Raw genomic sequence first — 16,751 nt, forward strand, 5'->3', positions numbered from 1 at the left:
TTAGAGCTACCGGCACAACGGCATCGACACCTGCCGCGAAGATCGAAACGTGTTACCGATATCTCCGGCTGGGAATTCCGACAGCCTGAGCGATGAGTGCGGAATTTGCCGGAGACAAGTGTAACGTGCCGAACGGCCTAGTCGAGCACCTTAATCCCTTACACGGGTCTGTGCATACTCAGGAATTCTGAAACGCCGTCGATAGCCCCCTGGCGTCAAGCCGGTGACTCGCTTGAAGAGACGGCGGAAAAAAGCCGGTTCCTCGTAACCGACCTGCCAGCCGATCTCGTCGACCGATGCCTCCGTGCGCTCCAAACGGCGTTTCGCGTCCTCGATCCTTAGGCGCTGCACGTAGGCGATCGGGCTCAATCCGGTCGCGACTGTGAAACGGCGTTTGAAGGTGCGCTCGGCAAGTCCGGAGCGGCGGATCATTTCCTCAAGCGGGCTCGCCACGGGGAAATGCGTGGCCACCCATTCCTGAGCCGCCTGGACAGCGACGTCTCCATGATCGTTGCGCCCCTCGAATACCATGTAGGGCGTAAGTCCGTCCTGATGCCATTGGAGGGCAAAGCAGCGCGCAACTGCCTGTGCGGCGGTCGCTCCCGCATGTCTAGCAATCAGGTAGAGGACCAAATCATGCCAGGTCATGGAGGCTCCTGAACTTACAAGTTCTTCGCGCCCGCCCGAGACGACCAGAACCCGCTCAGGGTGGATATGGACCTGCGGAAAAGTTGCCGCGAAGGCGTTGGCGTAACCGAAATGTACCGTCGCCTCTGCGCCATCGAAGAGCCCTGTTTCGGCGAGCAGGAAAACACCGGAGCAAGCCGAGCATAGAAGCGCACCGCGCCGGTGCATGGCTCGCAGCCATTCTACTAGTTCCGGGTGTCGACCTTTTCGCCACCCCTCAGGGCCAAGCAGGATGGAAGGGACGATAATGATGTCGGTCGTATCAAGTGCGGCAATGCTGCGTTGGACCATGACGGGGACGCGACTGGCAAGCGACAGCGGCCCGGATTCGAGCCCAACAATCTCGGCCTGGAACGGTGGCGCGCGGCGCTGTGCGTCGCCTAGCGGAGGCATAATAACAAAGGCGTTCATCACGTCGAAGATGCCACTCAGCGTCGACACAACGGCCTCGGGAATAGCGATGAGGCTGACATGGAGCGGCTCCGGACCCGTCTGCTCAGCGTTTTGCAGCATGTTAGATTTCCTTTGACGCAAGGACGACACGATAACGCGGATGGGGCAACCGCGCCACGCCCCGGTGATGTGGCACGATCGGCCCGTTTCTGGACAGTTCCGCTCTGCCGGGCACTCCCTAAAACTGCGATGCTCTCCCCGCCCTCCGCTTCCGAAGGCTCTTGAACAGGGGAATTGAAATGGGACATGTCCAAATCAGCACGATCGATTCTGCAAAGCTAGATACGCTTCTTTCGCGCGTGGTCGGAGATCTTTCGGCCGGCTATGGCGGCGTGATGGTGAGTCTTGGAAACCGGCTCGGCCTTTATAAGACAATGGCCGAAGCAGGCCCGCTTACATCGCACGAGCTTGCCCGCCGCGCCGGATGCGCCGAACGCTACGTTCGCGAATGGCTCAATTCGCAGGTCGCTGGCGGCTATGTCGCTTACCACGCGATCAGCGGTACATATGAGCTCACGCCGGAGCAAGCGCTTGTCCTTGCCGACGAGGATAGCCCTGTCTTCATTCCTAACGCCTGGGCAGTCCCTGCTTCAATGTGGGCGGACGAGGACAAGGCGGTAGAGGCCTTCCGCACTGGCAACGGCGTACCGTGGGGCGACCATGACGGACGTCTCTATTGCGGAGTTGCCGCCTTCTACCGCAATGCGTACAAGGCAAGCTTGGTCGCCGAATGGCTGCCGGCTCTCGATGGAGTCGTCGAAAAGCTCAAGGCCGGGGCATTTGTGGCCGATATCGGCTGCGGACACGGACATTCCACCGCCCTCATGGCCAAGGCATTTCCGGCTTCGAGATTTTGTGGCTTCGACACTCATCAGGGCTCCCTGATCGAAGCCCGGAAGGTTGCCACCATGACAGGCGTTTCGGAGCAGGCAACCTTCGCGGCAGCTCCGGCCGACAACTATCCAGGAACCGGCTACGACCTGATCTGCTTCTTCGATTGCCTGCACGATATGGGAGATCCCGTTGCCGCGGCCGCACATGCCGCTAAGGCGATTGCACCAGATGGTACGGTCGTACTCGTGGAACCCTTCGCCAACGATCGGGTGGAAGACAATATCTCGCCGGTTGCCAGAATGTATTATGCGGCTTCCACGACGATCTGCTGCGCCCACGCAATTGCAGATGGCGGCCGTATGGTACTTGGTGCGCAGGCCGGCGAAGCCCGCCTGGCAGGAGTCTTCCGCAAGGCGGGCTTCACCCGTTTCCGCCGCGCTATGGAAACGCCGTTCAACCTGATCCTCGAAGCGCGGCTCTAATCCGGCGATCGTACACTCAGCAGGAGTGGCCTGCATTAGGACGGCAGTGCCTCTTCCGTGAAAACATCCGGCGGAGACCACTTGCCGGCCCAAGGCAAAAAGGGAACCGGTGATTGCGTAGCCTCACGCCGTCCACCTCTGCAGAGTTCGCAAATTGCAGCCGCCAAATTGGAGAGCATTGCAAATGACGTCAGCCACAAAACGGCCGCTCCGAACGGTGGAGTGGATGCTCAAAATATTGCGGGCCGTCATTGGAACATTTGGCGGCAGGGAGGAACCGCCAGCCACCAGCTGTGCGCTTTCGGCTCTAAATGATCACCTGCTGAAAGACATAGGAGTTACCCGCTTGGAAATTGATTTTGGCCACCTGGCACCCGCGGATCAGCGACCCTGCTCAACGTGCGATCCCGCCAAATCCCGGGGCCTCCTCAGCCCATCAACCACTTGGTGAGCGTTCGAAGTCGAAAATGTCTGCGTCGCGAGTGCGGCAGCGCCCCTTGCCCAGGAACTCGGAACCCAATCTGCGACGAGTTCCGGCTTGGTGAAGAACGCGAATTCCTCCATTGTTTTGCGGATCGGGTCGAGTAGCGCATCACCGAATTGCACGGCTTCTCCGCCCACGACGATGATCTCCGGATCGAACAGATTGACCATGTCGGCCAGATGTCGTCCGATCCTCGAACCACAGTCCGACAAAATCGAAAGTGCGAGGTCTTCTTGATGTTCGACGGACCTGGCAAACTCATCGCGGCTTATCGAAGAGCCGGACCGGCTCTGCCATTCGTCCAGCATGTAGGGCTCGGCTGCATGCGCCATCAGGCATCCCCGCCGGCCGCATTCACACAATCGGCCATTCGGAACGGAGGTCGTGTGGCCAAGCTTGCCGGCGGCACTGTGGCTTCCGTGATAGATCTCGCCCTTGATCACGAGCGAACAGCCGATACCCGGACGTCGAGGTGCTTGGGCAGTGGAGCAGCCGCTTTGCCAGCGGGCGGGCAGCCATTACGAACCGCAAAGTGGGCAGGGGTCGTGCTGTCTACATAGGCACGTATCTTACGGAGGCCTTGGTCGAAGGCCTGGCTGACCAGCTCTTCGCACACACCGGTATCGCGCCGCTGATCGCCGACCTTGCCGCGAATGTGGAAGTGACCGTCCGTGAAGCTGCCGACAGGAAACTGCTGTTCGTGCTCAATACGGATGAAGGCAGAGTCGAGGTCTCGTCACTGCCAACCGGCGTCGACTTGCTCACAGGTAAGGAGGTGAACGGTTGCCTTTCACTTGGGCCGCATGAAAGTGTGGTCATTCGGTTCTGAGGATGCGTTCTCGTTTGAAGAAATGGAAAATCGCATTGGCAATTCTTCACCTTCGCGGCGACTTGCCGGTTTTAAAGGCTACGCAATTGCGTGTGGCCGGTTCGCATTCCTTTCGACGAAATGCCTCTTAGCGTGGGCAAGCCGAAGCTGAGGCCGCCGTCTAGCGTCTCAAGCAGGCCGATGAGATCCTTTCAGCGGGACCGCTTGAAAGCGGAACGCTTCGGCTAGTAGGGAAGCCCAACATAGTTTTCCGCAAGCGCTGTCGCGGCTGCCTGGGAATGCGTCAAATAGTCGAGTTCGGCTTCCTGGATCTTCTGGTCGAAGTCGCTCGTATCGGGGAACCGGTGCATCATCCTCGTCATCGACCAGGAGAAGCGGACGGCTTTCCAGACGCGCGAGAGCGCGCGTTCGGAATAAGCATCGATACCGGCATCCGAGCGATCCTGATAGTGCTCGATAAGGCCGCCAAAAAGGTAGTGTACGTCGCTGGCGGCGAGGTTGAGGCCCTTGGCGCCCGTTGGCGGAACGATATGGGCGGCATCCCCGACCAGGAACAGCCGGCCGAAACGCATCGGCTCGGAGACGAAGGATCGAAGCGGTGCGATCGACTTTTCGAACGACGGTGCGGTGATCACTGCGTCTGCGTGGTGAGTTGGAAGGCGGCGGCGGAGTTCCGCCCAGAAACGGTCGTCGCCCCAGTTCTCGATTTTTTCATCGAGCGGGCACTGGATGTAATAGCGGCTGCGGGTCTGCGAGCGCATCGAACAGAGCGCGAAGCCGCGGGGATGGTTGGCATAGATCAACTCGTGGCTGACCGGCGGCACGTCAGCCAAGATGCCGAGCCAGCCGAAGGGGTAGACCTTCTCGAAAGCGCGGAGCGAACTTTCCGGCACGGCTTTGCGGCTTGCACCATGAAAGCCGTCACAGCCGGCGATGAAATCGCAATCGATACGGTGCGTGGTGCCGTCCTTATTATAGGTGACGCAGGGGAGCCGGCCGTTGAATTCGTGCGGCTGGACGTCAGCCGCGTCGTAGATCGTCAAGGTGCCGCTCTTTTCGCGATGGTCCATCAGGTCGCGTGTGAGTTCCGTCTGGCCATAGACCATGACGCGCTTGCCTCCGGTAAGCCCAAAGAGATCGATGCGGTGATCGCGACCGTCGAAGGCAAGCGAGAAGCCGTCATGCGGCAGGCCTTCGGCATGCATTCGGGCGCCGGCCTTTGCCTGATCCATAAGGTTAACCGTGCCTTCCTCCAAGACCCCGGCACGAACGCGTCCGAGAATGTAGTCCTTGCCGACCCGATCCAGAATGACGTTTTCAATACCGGCCTCCGTCAAGAGCTGGCCGAGCAGAAGTCCGGATGGCCCGGAGCCGATAATCGCAACCTGTGTGCGCATGCTTCCTCCCCGCGCTTGTCTTTCGTCAAATTCTCCTCTCAGGCGACAGCCCCGGCAATGGACTTTTCATCCGAGAAATTGCACAAATCGAACATCAAGGGATGTGCGTGCGATGACGAAATTCGTTCCGACCTATGAGCTCTATGGCGAGAGTGCCGGCAAAAAGCCGGATTTCTGGGTGCATTGCGAGACAATTCCATCGCGCAGCAGCCTTCATCACTGGGAAATCCGGCTGCATCGGCATGAAAGCTTCCTTCAGATCTTGTACATCGATTCCGGATCGGGCGATGCGATCTTCGGCCAGGAGCGGCATGCAATCCATCCGCGCTCGGTGATCACCGTACCGCCCGGCCTGAGGCATGGCTTCCGCTTTTCGAAAGATATCGATGGCTTTGTTATCACGGTGCTCGCCTCGCATCTGAAGGCCACACCTGGCGATCGCAGCTGGTTCGGGGAGTGGCTGGCGAAACCGCACCTGACGGAGCTCGATATGCAAAACGAGGATGCCGCTTACGTGGCGCAGACGCTGACGCGGTTGGGAGAAGAGTTTTCGGGGCGGCGGAGCGGCCGGAACGATCTGCTGGATGCCTATCTGACTTCCGCACTGCAACTGACGGCGCGGATTTGCGAAGGTGCCGAGAGTGAGATGGCCGATGAGAATAGCCGACGCATGGAGGTTCTAAGCGGCCTGATGCAGCAGCATCTAAGGGGACATAAGCCGGCCGCCTTCTACGCTCGCGCGCTCGGCATCTCGCCGACGCATCTGAACCGCATCGTCAAGGCTTCAACGGGACATAGCATGCACGAACTCATCGCCCGCAAGCTGACGGATGAGGCAAAACGCGAACTGGTCTTCACCTTCGGCAGCGTCCAGGAGATCGGCTACCGGTTGGGCTTTGCCGATCCGGCCTACTTCTCGCGCTTCTTTCTGAAACGGACGGGCGAGACGCCGCGCATATGGCGTATGGCCGAGCGGACGAGGCTCGGGGTATGACTTCGCTTCGGCTTGCGGGGAAGGGCTTTCGCCCGCTATCGCAAAACCAGCCGCAAGGCCCTTTGCGTCTCCTGTAAAAGAGGCAGATAGCGCCCGGCCATTTCCGATGCAGGGGCGTGGGCTGCCGGCGCTCCGATGTTGATTGCCGCAACCGTCTGACCTCGATCGTTTTCGACCGGAACGGCGATGGAGCAAAGGCCGATTTCAAGCTCTTGATCGATGATGGCATAGCCTTTTGAGCGGATGCGGCGGAATTCGGCAATCAGGTCTTCCAGGTCGGTCTTGGTGTTCGGCGTGTTCTGCTTCAATTCCGTCCGGCCAAGAATAGCACGCGCTTCACTTTCCGGCAGTGCTGCGAGCAGCACACGGCCCATCGAGGCGCAATAGGCAGGCAGACGGCTGCCAGGCGTCAGATTGATCGACATGACGCGGCGTTGCGAGGCGCGGGCGATATAGACGATCTCGCTGCCATCGAGAACCGAGGCCGAGGCGCTCTGCCCGGCCTTTTCGGACAATTGGTCGAGATGCGGTTGGATCTGCAGGGGCAAGGGCGTTGCCGAAAGATAGGCATGGCCGAGTCGCAGGATCTTCGGCGTCAATGTGAAGAACTTTCCGTCGTAATCCGCATAACCGAGCTCTGCGAGCGTCAGAAGCGAGCGGCGGACGGTGGCGCGGTCAAGGCCGGCGAGCTTGGAAGCTTCTGTGATCGACAGACGCTGGTGCGTCTCACCGAAGGCTTCGATGACTTTCAAGCCGCGGGCAAAGCCGCTGACGAAATCCGTTTCCCGCATTTTGACCTCCAATCAGAATTTTAACTATGTGCGATATACGAACAAAAGTCAAATAGCGCACAAAGTATCTTGCCGCCGATTTCGTCTCGCACTATTCGTGATCACGGGCATGGGAGGAGCGTGTCCCGCCTATTCGGCAAGGAGAGATCCCGCATGGACAAGACAATCAGGAGCGCGGCGGAAGCTGTCTGCGAAATCAGTGACGGCGCCAGCATCATGATCGGTGGTTTCGGCGGCTCAGGGGCACCGATCGAGCTTATCCACGCTCTCATCGACAAGGGACCGAAGAACCTGACCGTCATCAACAACAATGCCGGCAACGGCCGCATCGGCATCGCCGCGATGATCGACGCCGGCATGGTGCGGAAAATGATCTGCTCCTTCCCGCGTTCCTCGGATCCGCGTGCCTTCACGCAAAGATATCTTGCCGGGGAGATCGAGCTGGAACTCGTGCCGCAGGGGACGCTTGCCGAACGCATCCGTGCGGCCGGTGCCGGCATCCCGGCTTTCTACACGCCGACGGCCTACGGCACCGAGCTTGCCGAAGGCAAGATAGTCGCCGAATTCGATGGCAGGCACTATGTCCAGGAGCGCTGGTTGAAGGCCGATTTTGCGATCGTGAAGGCGCATATCGGCGACTTGCACGGCAATCTCACCTACAACAAAGCCGGCCGGAACTTTAACCCGCTGATGTGCATGGCGGCTGCAAAGACGATCGCACAGGTCTCGAAGATCGTGCCTGCGGGCGGGATCGATCCCGAACATGTCGTCACACCTGGCATCTTCGTCGACCGTCTCGTCGAGATATCCAATCCGCAGCAGGAAGAAGAGCTCGTTCGAGCCGGAGTGGCTTACCTATGACCGTCGATACCCGACCCGCGACAACGCGCGAAGACATCAAGCTTTCCAATGCTCAGATCGCCTGGCGTGCCGCTCAGGATATTGCCGACGGCGCCTATGTGAACCTCGGCATCGGCTTTCCCGAAATGGTGGCCCGCTACCAGCCGCCCGGTCGGCAGGCGATCTTCCATACCGAGAACGGTATCTTGAACTTCGGTGAAGCGCCACCTGTCGGCGAAGAGGACTGGGATCTGATCAATGCCGGCAAGAGGCCGGTGACGCTGAAGCCTGGTGCGTCCTTCTTCCACCACGCCGACAGTTTTGCCATGGTGCGCGGCGGTCATCTCGACGTCGCCATCCTCGGTGCCTATCAGGTTGCCCAGAGCGGCGATCTGGCCAACTGGCGCGTCGGCAGCAAGGGCGTGCCGGCCGTCGGCGGCGCGATGGATCTCGTCCATGGTGCCAAGCAGGTCTTTGTCATTACAGAACACGTCACCAAGAACGGCGAGCCGAAGCTCGTCGCCAGATGCACTTTCCCGCTGACCGGCGTCGGCTGCATCACGCGCGTTTATACGAGCCACGCCATCGTCGACATTGTGAAGGGACATTTCGTGCTGCGTGAGAAGCTGGCGGCGATCTCGATTGAGGAACTGCAGGCCATGACCGGTGCGCCGCTCCATGTCGAGGAGCCGGTTGCCGACCTTGTCGTTCCGGAACTTTGAGGAAGAGACCATGAGCGACGCCTATATCTGCGACTATATCCGCACGCCGATCGGCCGCTTCGGCGGCTCTCTGTCATCGGTGCGCGCGGACGATCTCGGGGCGGTGCCTCTCAAAGCACTGATGCAGCGTAACCCATCGATCGACTGGGAGGCCGCCGACGACGTCGTTTTCGGCTGCGCGAACCAGGCCGGCGAGGACAATCGTAACGTGGCGCGGATGTCGCTGCTGCTTGCGGGCCTGCCGATTGCAGTCCCGGGGACGACGATCAACCGGCTCTGCGGCTCGGGCATGGATGCGGTCATCGCCGCTGCGCGCGCCATTCGCGCCGGCGAGGCGGAACTGGTGATTGCAGGCGGCGTGGAGAGCATGTCGCGCGCACCATTCGTGATGCCGAAGGCGGACACGGCCTTTTCGCGCAATGCCGAAATCTACGACACGACGATCGGCTGGCGTTTTATCAACCCGCTAATGAAGAATCAGTATGGTGTCGATTCCATGCCGGAAACGGGCGAGAACGTCGCCGAGGATTACAAGGTCAGCCGCGAGGATCAGGATACCTTCGCACTGCGTTCGCAGGCTAAGGCCGCCGCCGCTCAGGCAAACGGCCGGCTGGCGAAGGAGATCACGCCAGTCGTGATCCCACAGCGCAAGGGCGCTCCCGTGGTAATCGAGAAGGACGAGCATCCGCGCGCAACGACGATGGAAGCCCTAAGAAAGCTTGGTACGCCGTTCAAGAGCGAAGGCGGCACGGTCACGGCCGGTAATGCGTCTGGCGTCAACGACGGCGCCGCGGCATTGGTCTTGGCCTCCGAAGCAGCGGCGAGGAAGCATGGCCTGAGGCCGATCGCGCGTATCCTGGGCGGTGCTGCCGCCGCCGTGCCGCCGCGCGTCATGGGGATCGGACCGGTTCCGGCATCGCGCAAGCTGATGGCGCGGCTCGGCATGACCGAGGATCAGTTCGATGTCATCGAGCTGAACGAAGCCTTTGCTTCGCAGGGGCTGGCCGTGCTGCGCGAACTTGGGATTGTCGATGACGATCCCCGCGTCAACCCCAATGGGGGCGCCATCGCGCTCGGCCATCCGCTTGGCATGTCGGGCGCGCGCATTACCGGAACGGCTGCGCTGGAGCTCATCGAATCGGGCGGGCGCTATTCGCTCTCGACGATGTGCATCGGCGTCGGCCAAGGGATTGCGATAGCTCTCGAAAGAGTTTGACGGCGCACAGCGGTTCTCGCTTTCGCGCGTTGTCCATCCGCAATTTCGCCTGCTAAGACGCTCGTCAAATCCATTTCACTATCTATTTCATGTCTTTTCGGGAGGCTGCTGCTGCCATGGCTAATCTTGCTCAATCACTCGCGTCCATAAAAATACCTGATCTGAACGGCAAAGCGGTTCTGATCACCGGTGCATCGACCGGCATCGGTGCAGCTCTTGCCCGGGCGTTCGCGGCGCAGGGCATGAAGGTTGGCATCCACTATAATGCAAGCCGCGAGCCGGCCGAAAAGCTTGCCGAGGAGATCAGAGCGACTGGTACCATTGTGCATCTGGTGCAGGGCGACGTTTCAAAGGAAGGCGAGACGGAACGCGTTGTAGAGGAGACCGCTAAGACCTTCGGACATCTCGATGGCCTCATCAACAATGCTGGCGGCATGCTTGGCCGCAAGCCGACCGCGGAATATACCGACGAGCATTATGCCAAGGTAATGGATCTGAATGCCCGTTCTGTTCTTGCCGCAACGCGCGCCGCGCATCCCTGGCTGAAGAAGCAGGGCGGCTTTATCATCAATACCACCTCGATCGCTGCACGAAATGGCGGCGGCAACGGTGCGATTCTTTATGCAGCCTCCAAAGGCTTCGTCTCGACGATCACGCGGGGCCATGCCAAGGAGTTCGTCGGCGACCGCATCCGCGTCAACGCCGTCGCACCGGGCGTCATCGCAACGCCGTTCCACGAACGCTATACCAACGTCGAACAGATGGAGATGCAGCGCAAAACCATTCCGATGGGCTTCGTCGGTACATCGGAAGACTGCGTCGGTGCTTATCTGTTCCTCGCTTCGCCGACGCTGTCAGGATACATCACCGGCCAGATCATCGAGGTGAATGGCGGCCAGCTCATGCCGTAGCGCCCTTGGCGCCGGCGCAGGGAACTTTCGCACTGCGGTAACGTTTCCCGCTCGGCGATCCACCAAGCGGAGTGATCATGAGTTTTTCTTTTTCCGAACTCGATTTCATGAAGCCGGAACTGGGCGCCGAATATACCGGGACCGGGACTCATTTTGCTGTCTATTCCGCTCACGCCGAGCAGATCGACCTTTGTCTCTTTTCCGACGACGGCAAAAAGGAAATGGCACGCATGCCGTTGCCCAAGCGCGAGGGCGATATCTGGTCGGGCTATATCGCCGGTCTGAAGCCGGGCACCGTCTATGGCTATCGCGCAAGCGGACCCTATGATCCAAAAAGCGGCCACCGTTTCAATCCCAACAAGCTTCTACTCGATCCCTACGCCAAGCAGGTGGTTGGCGATCTAACATGGGACGATGCGCTCTACGGCTATACGATCGGCAAGGACGATCTCTCCTTCGACGAGCGCGACAGCGCACCCTTCATGGTGAAGGGCGTGGTGCAGGATCCCGATTTCGACTGGGACGGCGATGAGGCAATCCGGCGCCCGTGGACGGAAACGGTCATCTATGAAACGCATGTGCGCGGTATGACGATGACGCATCCGAGGGTACCGGACAGATTGCGCGGTACCTTTCTTGGCATGTGCAGCGACCCGATCATCGATCATCTGACGAAACTCGGTGTCTCGGCCGTCGAATTGCTGCCGATCCAGTTTTTTCCGAACGACCGGTATCTGGAAGAGAAGGATCTCACCAACTACTGGGGCTACCAGACGCTCGGTTTCTTCGCGCCGCAGTCGCGCTACATGTCGAGCGACAAGATCACCGAGTTCAAGACGATGGTGAGAAAGTTTCATGCCTCCGGCATCGAGGTGATCATGGATGTGGTCTATAACCACACGGCCGAAGGCAGCGAGAGAGGTCCGACGCTTTCCTTTCGCGGCCTCGACAATGCAAGCTACTACATCCTTTCACCTGACGATCCCCGCCACACCTTCGATACGACAGGTACCGGCAACACGCTGAACGTTGCCAATCCCATGGTGATGCGCATGGTGCTCGACAGCTTGCGCTATTGGGTTGGCGCCATGCACATCGACGGTTTCCGCTTCGATCTGGCGAGCACGCTCGGCCGGCAGGATATGGAATTCGACCGGCAGGGCATCTTCTTCAGCGCGATTCGGCAAGATCCGATGCTTGCCGGCGTGAAGCTGATTGCCGAGCCTTGGGATGTCGGCGAAGGCGGCTATCAGGTCGGCGGATTTCCCCACCCCTTTCGCGAATGGAACGACAAATTCCGCGATGACGTTCGACGTTTCTGGAAAGGCGACGGTGGCCAGGTGTCGGAGATGGCAGAGCGCGTTACCGGCTCGGCGCTGCAGTTCAACCATTCGGACCGTGGCTCGACATCGTCCATCAATCTGCTTTCGGCTCATGACGGCTTCACGCTGATGGATACGGTCTCCTTCAACGGCAAGCATAATGAAGCGAACGGCGAGGACAACCGGGACGGCCATTCCGACAATCATTCGGACAATATGGGAGTGGAGGGCGCGACCGGCGACGCCGATATCAATGACGCGCGCCGCAGGCGGCGGCGCAACATGATGGCAACGCTGCTGCTCAGCCAGGGCGTGCCGATGATCCTTGCAGGTGATGAGGTCGGCAACAGCCAGGGCGGCAACAACAATGCCTATTGCCAGGACAACGAAATCGGTTGGATCGACTGGAGCGGGCTTGACGATCCATTTCTGACCTTCTGTCAGAAGATGATTGCTTTCCGTAAGGCGCAGCCGGAGCTTCGGCAGGAGCGCTTCCTGACAGGTGAAACCGCAGAGGACGGACGGATCGAAATCGCCTGGTACAAACCGGATGGCGACTTCATGGACGATGGTGCCTGGAACGACAACGAATTGCGGGTGCTGAGCGTTTACGTGTCACGGAGTGTCCTCGCATCGGATGCGGAAAAGATGGATGGTCTCTTCATGGTATTCAATGCTGGCGGTGATTGCGAAGTCACGCTTCCGGGAGTGAACGGCATCAAGACGTGGCAGCGGGTGGTCGACACTGGTGCCGACGATCCCTTCACGGTATTCGATCCGGAAAACCCGGTGATGGTCTACCGCGAAAGCATTGCCGTCTTTGCGCCGAAGGGTGCCTCGGTGCCACCGAAGAATGCCACAAAGACTGAACGTCAACGCTGGTTTCGCTTCGGCCGCCGGAACAGTTAGCAATCGAACAAAGCGATGAGTGCTGAAGCCCTAAGTGACATTGGCCTGGTTTATGTGAGCGACACCGAACCCGGTATTCGCAGGCAGAGAAAGGGCCGAGGCTTCTGTTACCGGCTACCGGACGGCCAGTTGGTCTGCGAGCCGCAGCAGAAGCACCGTATCGCCGCACTCGGGTTGCCTCCCGCATACGAAAACGTCTGGATATGTCTGAAGGAAAACGGCCATTTGCAGGCGACCGGATTTGATGCACGGGGCCGAAAGCAATATCGCTATCACAAGGATTGGCAGTCCTTCCGCAGCATCGCAAAATTCGATCAGCTGATTGCCTTTGGCCACGCCTTGCCAAGGATACGGCGGCAGGTGCAGCGCGATCTTGAGGTCGGTGCGGAAAATGTCCGCGGTGTCCTCGCGGCGTTGACGACATTGCTCGATGAGGCACATCTTCGCGTCGGCAGCCAAGCCTATCTTAAGGAAAACGGCACTTATGGCGCAACGACGCTGTTGAAGCGGCACATCACGCTGGTGGAGGGCCGGATCGAACTGAAATTTCGTTCCAAGGGCGGAAAGCGTGTCGGGCGCAGCCTCAGGCATCCCAGATTGCAAAAGATGCTGGAAGAAATCGCCGACCTCCCCGGTCGCCAGCTTTTTATCTGGAAGGACGAGACGGGCACGCTGAAACCGATCGAATCCGGGCGTCTGAATAGCTACCTGGCGGAAATTTCAGGTATTGCGATCACCGCGAAGACCTTTCGGACGTGGGCAGGCTCGCTCGCCGCCTTCGCCGTTGCGCGCAATGCGTTCGAAAGGGGCAAACGGCCGACCGTGAAGGACATGGCGGAGGCTTCAGCCGCCGTGTTGCACAACACGGCGGCTATCTCGCGCTCAAGTTACATTCACCCTTCCATCATTGCGCTCGCCGACAAGGACTATTCTGGAGGCGAGGGGATTTTGCCCGCCGCTAAGCCGTTGTGGGGGCTACGGGCGGCGGAGAACCGACTGCTCGATTTCCTGTCTCGCGATCGGCAGTCGGCGGAGACGCCTGTCCGCAAAGCCTCATAAAAAAGAGCCCGCGCAGGGGTGCGCGGGCTCAGCGAACAGGAGGTCCTATCAAGCGGCTCGCTTCTCGTGGCGGCCTTCCTCGATCTCTTCGACGATCTTTGCAACGAATGCGTCCAGATCGTCCGGCGAACGGGAGGTGATGATGCCTTGGTCGGTCACGACCTTTTCATCTTTCCAGGTGGCGCCGGCGTTCTTCACGTCGGTCTTGATCGACCAGTAGGAGGTTGCCTGCCGGCCTCGCAACGCATCGGCTTCGATAAGCAGCCATGGTGCATGGCATATGGCGGCGACAACCTTACCCGATTTCACGAATTCGCGGACGACGCGCATTGCATTCTCGTCGGCGCGCAGCTTGTCGGGATTAATCTGGCCTCCGGGCAGGACGAGGGCATCGAAATCGGCAACCTTTACCTCCTTTGCCAGAAGGTCGACACTGATGCTATCGCCCCAGTCGCCTTTGCTCCAGCTCTTGATGCTGCCCTCCCTGATAGAGGCAATCTTGACGGTGGCGCCACGCCTTTTCAGCTCCTCATGCGGTACCCGTAGTTCGGAGCGCTCGTAACCGTCAGTTGCAAGAACAAGAATTTTTGCAGAACTGATGGAAGGCATGGACATGTCCTTTCCTTCTCCTGTTGAATTCGAGATGCATATGCACAACTACCCGAAGCGCGGTTGGTTCCCCAGATTTTCGGGAACCCCTGGAGGCAATGGCGATTATCGTTCAGTGGAGGAAAGGCGCACATATGGAACCCGAAGCAATCCGGCTTGAGCCTGGCAATGTCATTCCGAACAATCCGACATTTCCGCTGCTGCTTTATCGTGGCGTGCTGAAGGGTGACGACCGGGTAGCCGGCTTTGAAGCGCTGTTCGGACGAAACGGCTGGGGCAATATGTGGCGGAATGGCGTCTATCCGTTCCATCATTATCATTCGAAAACCCATGAGGCGCTGGGTTTTGCCATCGGTTCGGCGACGTTGATGCTCGGCGGGCCAACGGGCCTCACGGTCGAGATCCATGCCGGCGATGCAGCGGTATTGCCTGCTGGAACCGGCCATTGCCGGCTTTCGGCAAGCAGCGATTTCCTGGTGGTCGGTGCCTATCCGGCTGGAGCCGATTATGACCTCTGCCGTGACGAGCCAACGCCGGAACAAAAGAAACGGATTGAAGACCTCGCCGCGCCAATCACCGATCCCGTTACCGGCGGAAGCGGCGGGCTTATTGCGCTGTGGCGCTGAAATGCCGGAACTTTTGGCCGCTCGCCGAGATTGAATTGGAGGCAGAGGGAGGACGGAATGTGTGGGGCTGGTCAGTGGCTTGATTAACATGGCCGCGAGCATCATTTGAGTTGCGATTAACCTGTAACTGACAGCTTCTTGCTCTTTTGTAGACGCTGCCGGTCATCAACGTGACGCGTCCTGCGTCCGAGGAGTTTTTCAATGGGCTTCATTGATCGCGACATCCAGCCGTCTTCGGACACCGGATTGCTGGATGCCTATTCTTTAGCAGTGTCTTCATCGGTCGATCTTGTCGGCCCTGCGGTCAGTCGGATCGAAAGAGCCGGTGGGCGTGCCGGTCATGGATCGGGCTTTGCAATCTCGCCGGATGGCCTTGTCGTCACCAACAATCATGTCGTGGATGACGCCAAGAATATCCGGATCACCACGCCGGAAGGAGCGGTCGTCGATGGCAGGGTGCTAGGACGCGATGCTGACACCGACCTCGCTTTGATCCGCGCGAACGACTGGACGGGTGTTTGGGCGAAACTGGGAGACTCAAAAAGCCTTAAGCGCGGCCATATCGCCATAGCAATCGGTAATCCTCTGGGCTTTGAATGGACGGTCACGGCAGGAATAGTATCCGCATTGGGTCGGTCGATGCGCGCGGCCAGTGGTCGTTTGATGGAGGACATCATCCAGACCGATGCGGCGCTCAACCCAGGCAATTCCGGCGGTCCACTGGTGTCGTCTGCGGGTGAGGTGATCGGCGTTAACACCGCGGTCATCCAAGGCGCGCAAAGCATCGCGTTCGCGGTCGCGTCCAATACGGCAAAGCATGTGGTCTCCGAGCTTCTGCGCTTCGGTCACGTTCGTAGGGCCTATGTCGGCATTGCTGCGGACACCGTCGAGCTCCATCGAAGGATAGCTTTGGAAGCGGGTATCGTGCAAAAGACGGCTGTCCGACTTCGCCGCGTCGAGCCGGGCAGCCCAGCCGAGAAGGCGGGGCTGCAGGAGGGCGACTATCTCCTGTCAATCGACCGCCATCCGGTTTCGGGCATCGACGACGTCGTGAGATTGATGGACGGAGAAAGGATCGACACGGACAGCGATTTCCTGATCTTCTCGGTGGCAGGCCGGATAGAAAAACGTACGGTCAGGCCGCAGCGCAGGCATTCATAGCGCCCCAAAGCTGTGAGTCCTGTCATTGGTATCAATGCCCGATAATGCCGCCCGCAATCGCTAGCAAATGAAGGGCCGGAAGGGGTAGCGCGCTGCCAGCGGAGCCCTTTAGTTCCGGCACGACGCGGTGCACCAGATAAATGGGAAAGGCATAGGCAGCAGGGTCGTCACATACTGGCGGTTGCCCCGATCCAGACCCCCTTCCAGAAGGCGATAGTCAAGCATGTTACTGCAACGGCCGTCAGAACGAGGCTCTTTGCCGGATCATGGTGGCGCCAAAAGGTCCCCCGAGCTGAAAGACTCAGTAGATCGTGAAGATCTGACGCGGACCGAAGTCAAAGACCAGCGGCAGTGAAAAGCGGTTGTGCAGCGCCAATCTTTGGAGCGAAATTGCCCGATCCTTCGAATATGTTGACAATCATAGT

The 16,751-nt window shown here is 59.4% G+C and carries 16 protein-coding genes and 1 pseudogene; 12 read left to right on the plus strand and 5 right to left on the minus strand.

The window, feature by feature from the left end:
* Positions 1 to 150: 150 nt before the first annotated feature.
* Entirely contained in the window at positions 151 to 1,200 is a 1,050-nt protein-coding gene (locus QA644_RS25330) for a helix-turn-helix domain-containing protein (protein ID WP_283073769.1), read from the minus strand.
* A gap of 179 nt (positions 1,201 to 1,379) precedes the next feature.
* Here QA644_RS25330 and QA644_RS25335 point away from each other — a divergent pair, with 179 nt between their 5' ends.
* The gene (locus QA644_RS25335) at positions 1,380 to 2,456 is read left to right on the plus strand and encodes a class I SAM-dependent methyltransferase (RefSeq protein ID WP_194731371.1); all 1,077 of its coding nucleotides are present in this window, start codon (positions 1,380 to 1,382) and stop codon (positions 2,454 to 2,456) included.
* A 381-nt stretch (positions 2,457 to 2,837) separates the two neighbouring features.
* On the opposite strand, the gene QA644_RS25340 is transcribed toward QA644_RS25335, so the two are convergent.
* A complete protein-coding gene (locus tag QA644_RS25340; protein WP_283073770.1) occupies positions 2,838 to 3,383 on the minus strand; it encodes an ROK family protein in 546 nt (181 codons plus the stop codon).
* A 29-nt stretch (positions 3,384 to 3,412) separates the two neighbouring features.
* Between QA644_RS25340 and QA644_RS25345 the strand changes: the two are divergent.
* Together QA644_RS25345 and QA644_RS25350 are read left to right on the plus strand one after the other, a co-directional pair.
* Positions 3,413 to 3,505, plus strand: a pseudogene (locus QA644_RS25345) (hypothetical protein); the annotation flags it as partial.
* 15 nt (positions 3,506 to 3,520) lie between these two features.
* Positions 3,521 to 3,769: a Beta-galactosidase C-terminal domain gene (locus QA644_RS25350; protein ID WP_283074023.1), complete on the plus strand. Its 249-nt coding sequence runs from the start codon at positions 3,521 to 3,523 to the stop codon at positions 3,767 to 3,769.
* Between the two features lie 224 nt (positions 3,770 to 3,993).
* Here the strand turns inward: QA644_RS25350 and pobA are convergent, their stop codons facing one another.
* Entirely contained in the window at positions 3,994 to 5,166 is a 1,173-nt protein-coding gene (gene pobA / locus QA644_RS25355) for a 4-hydroxybenzoate 3-monooxygenase (protein ID WP_074071616.1), read from the minus strand.
* 112 nt (positions 5,167 to 5,278) lie between these two features.
* Between pobA and QA644_RS25360 the strand changes: the two genes are divergently transcribed.
* A complete protein-coding gene (locus QA644_RS25360; RefSeq protein ID WP_194731368.1) occupies positions 5,279 to 6,160 on the plus strand; it encodes a helix-turn-helix domain-containing protein in 882 nt (293 codons plus the stop codon).
* Positions 6,161 to 6,195: 35 nt separating this feature from the next.
* Here the strand turns inward: QA644_RS25360 and QA644_RS25365 are convergent, their stop codons facing one another.
* The gene (locus QA644_RS25365; RefSeq protein WP_239601001.1) at positions 6,196 to 6,951 is read right to left on the minus strand and encodes an IclR family transcriptional regulator; all 756 of its coding nucleotides are present in this window, start codon (positions 6,949 to 6,951) and stop codon (positions 6,196 to 6,198) included.
* A gap of 153 nt (positions 6,952 to 7,104) precedes the next feature.
* Between QA644_RS25365 and QA644_RS25370 the strand changes: the two genes are divergently transcribed.
* The 6 genes from QA644_RS25370 (at position 7,105) to QA644_RS25395 (ending at position 13,930) form a co-directional block, all read left to right on the plus strand.
* Positions 7,105 to 7,812, plus strand: a complete 708-nt coding sequence (locus tag QA644_RS25370) for a 3-oxoacid CoA-transferase subunit A (protein WP_239600999.1) — start codon at positions 7,105 to 7,107, stop codon at positions 7,810 to 7,812.
* Positions 7,809 to 8,513: a CoA transferase subunit B gene (locus QA644_RS25375; protein WP_283073771.1), complete on the plus strand. Its 705-nt coding sequence runs from the start codon at positions 7,809 to 7,811 to the stop codon at positions 8,511 to 8,513. Before QA644_RS25370 ends, QA644_RS25375 begins: the two co-directional genes overlap by 4 nt.
* A gap of 10 nt (positions 8,514 to 8,523) precedes the next feature.
* Positions 8,524 to 9,729 (plus strand): 3-oxoadipyl-CoA thiolase, encoded by a 1,206-nt coding sequence (gene pcaF / locus QA644_RS25380; RefSeq protein WP_283073772.1) that lies wholly within the window; start codon positions 8,524 to 8,526, stop codon positions 9,727 to 9,729.
* A gap of 116 nt (positions 9,730 to 9,845) precedes the next feature.
* Positions 9,846 to 10,640 carry an SDR family oxidoreductase gene (locus QA644_RS25385; RefSeq protein WP_239600995.1) on the plus strand — a complete coding sequence of 265 codons (795 nt, stop codon included), beginning with the start codon at positions 9,846 to 9,848 and terminating at the stop codon, positions 10,638 to 10,640.
* Positions 10,641 to 10,717: 77 nt separating this feature from the next.
* The gene (glgX, locus tag QA644_RS25390) at positions 10,718 to 12,871 is read left to right on the plus strand and encodes a glycogen debranching protein GlgX (protein WP_283073773.1); all 2,154 of its coding nucleotides are present in this window, start codon (positions 10,718 to 10,720) and stop codon (positions 12,869 to 12,871) included.
* Between the two features lie 15 nt (positions 12,872 to 12,886).
* Complete coding sequence (locus QA644_RS25395; RefSeq protein WP_283073774.1) at positions 12,887 to 13,930, plus strand: DNA topoisomerase IB; 1,044 nt, start codon at positions 12,887 to 12,889, stop codon at positions 13,928 to 13,930.
* 48 nt (positions 13,931 to 13,978) lie between these two features.
* On the opposite strand, the gene QA644_RS25400 is transcribed toward QA644_RS25395, so the two are convergent.
* Entirely contained in the window at positions 13,979 to 14,539 is a 561-nt protein-coding gene (locus tag QA644_RS25400; RefSeq protein ID WP_283074024.1) for a type 1 glutamine amidotransferase domain-containing protein, read from the minus strand.
* Between the two features lie 134 nt (positions 14,540 to 14,673).
* On the opposite strand from QA644_RS25400, the gene QA644_RS25405 reads away from it, so the two are divergent.
* Together QA644_RS25405 and QA644_RS25410 are read left to right on the plus strand one after the other, a co-directional pair.
* A complete protein-coding gene (locus QA644_RS25405) occupies positions 14,674 to 15,165 on the plus strand; it encodes a cupin (RefSeq protein WP_283073775.1) in 492 nt (163 codons plus the stop codon).
* Between the two features lie 201 nt (positions 15,166 to 15,366).
* On the plus strand, positions 15,367 to 16,326 hold the full coding sequence (locus tag QA644_RS25410; RefSeq protein ID WP_283073776.1) for a trypsin-like peptidase domain-containing protein: 960 nt from the start codon (positions 15,367 to 15,369) through the stop codon (positions 16,324 to 16,326).
* Positions 16,327 to 16,751: the final 425 nt, after the last annotated feature.

It is taken from the genome of Rhizobium sp. CC1099 (assembly GCF_029714385.1).
GTDB lineage: Bacteria > Pseudomonadota > Alphaproteobacteria > Rhizobiales > Rhizobiaceae > Rhizobium.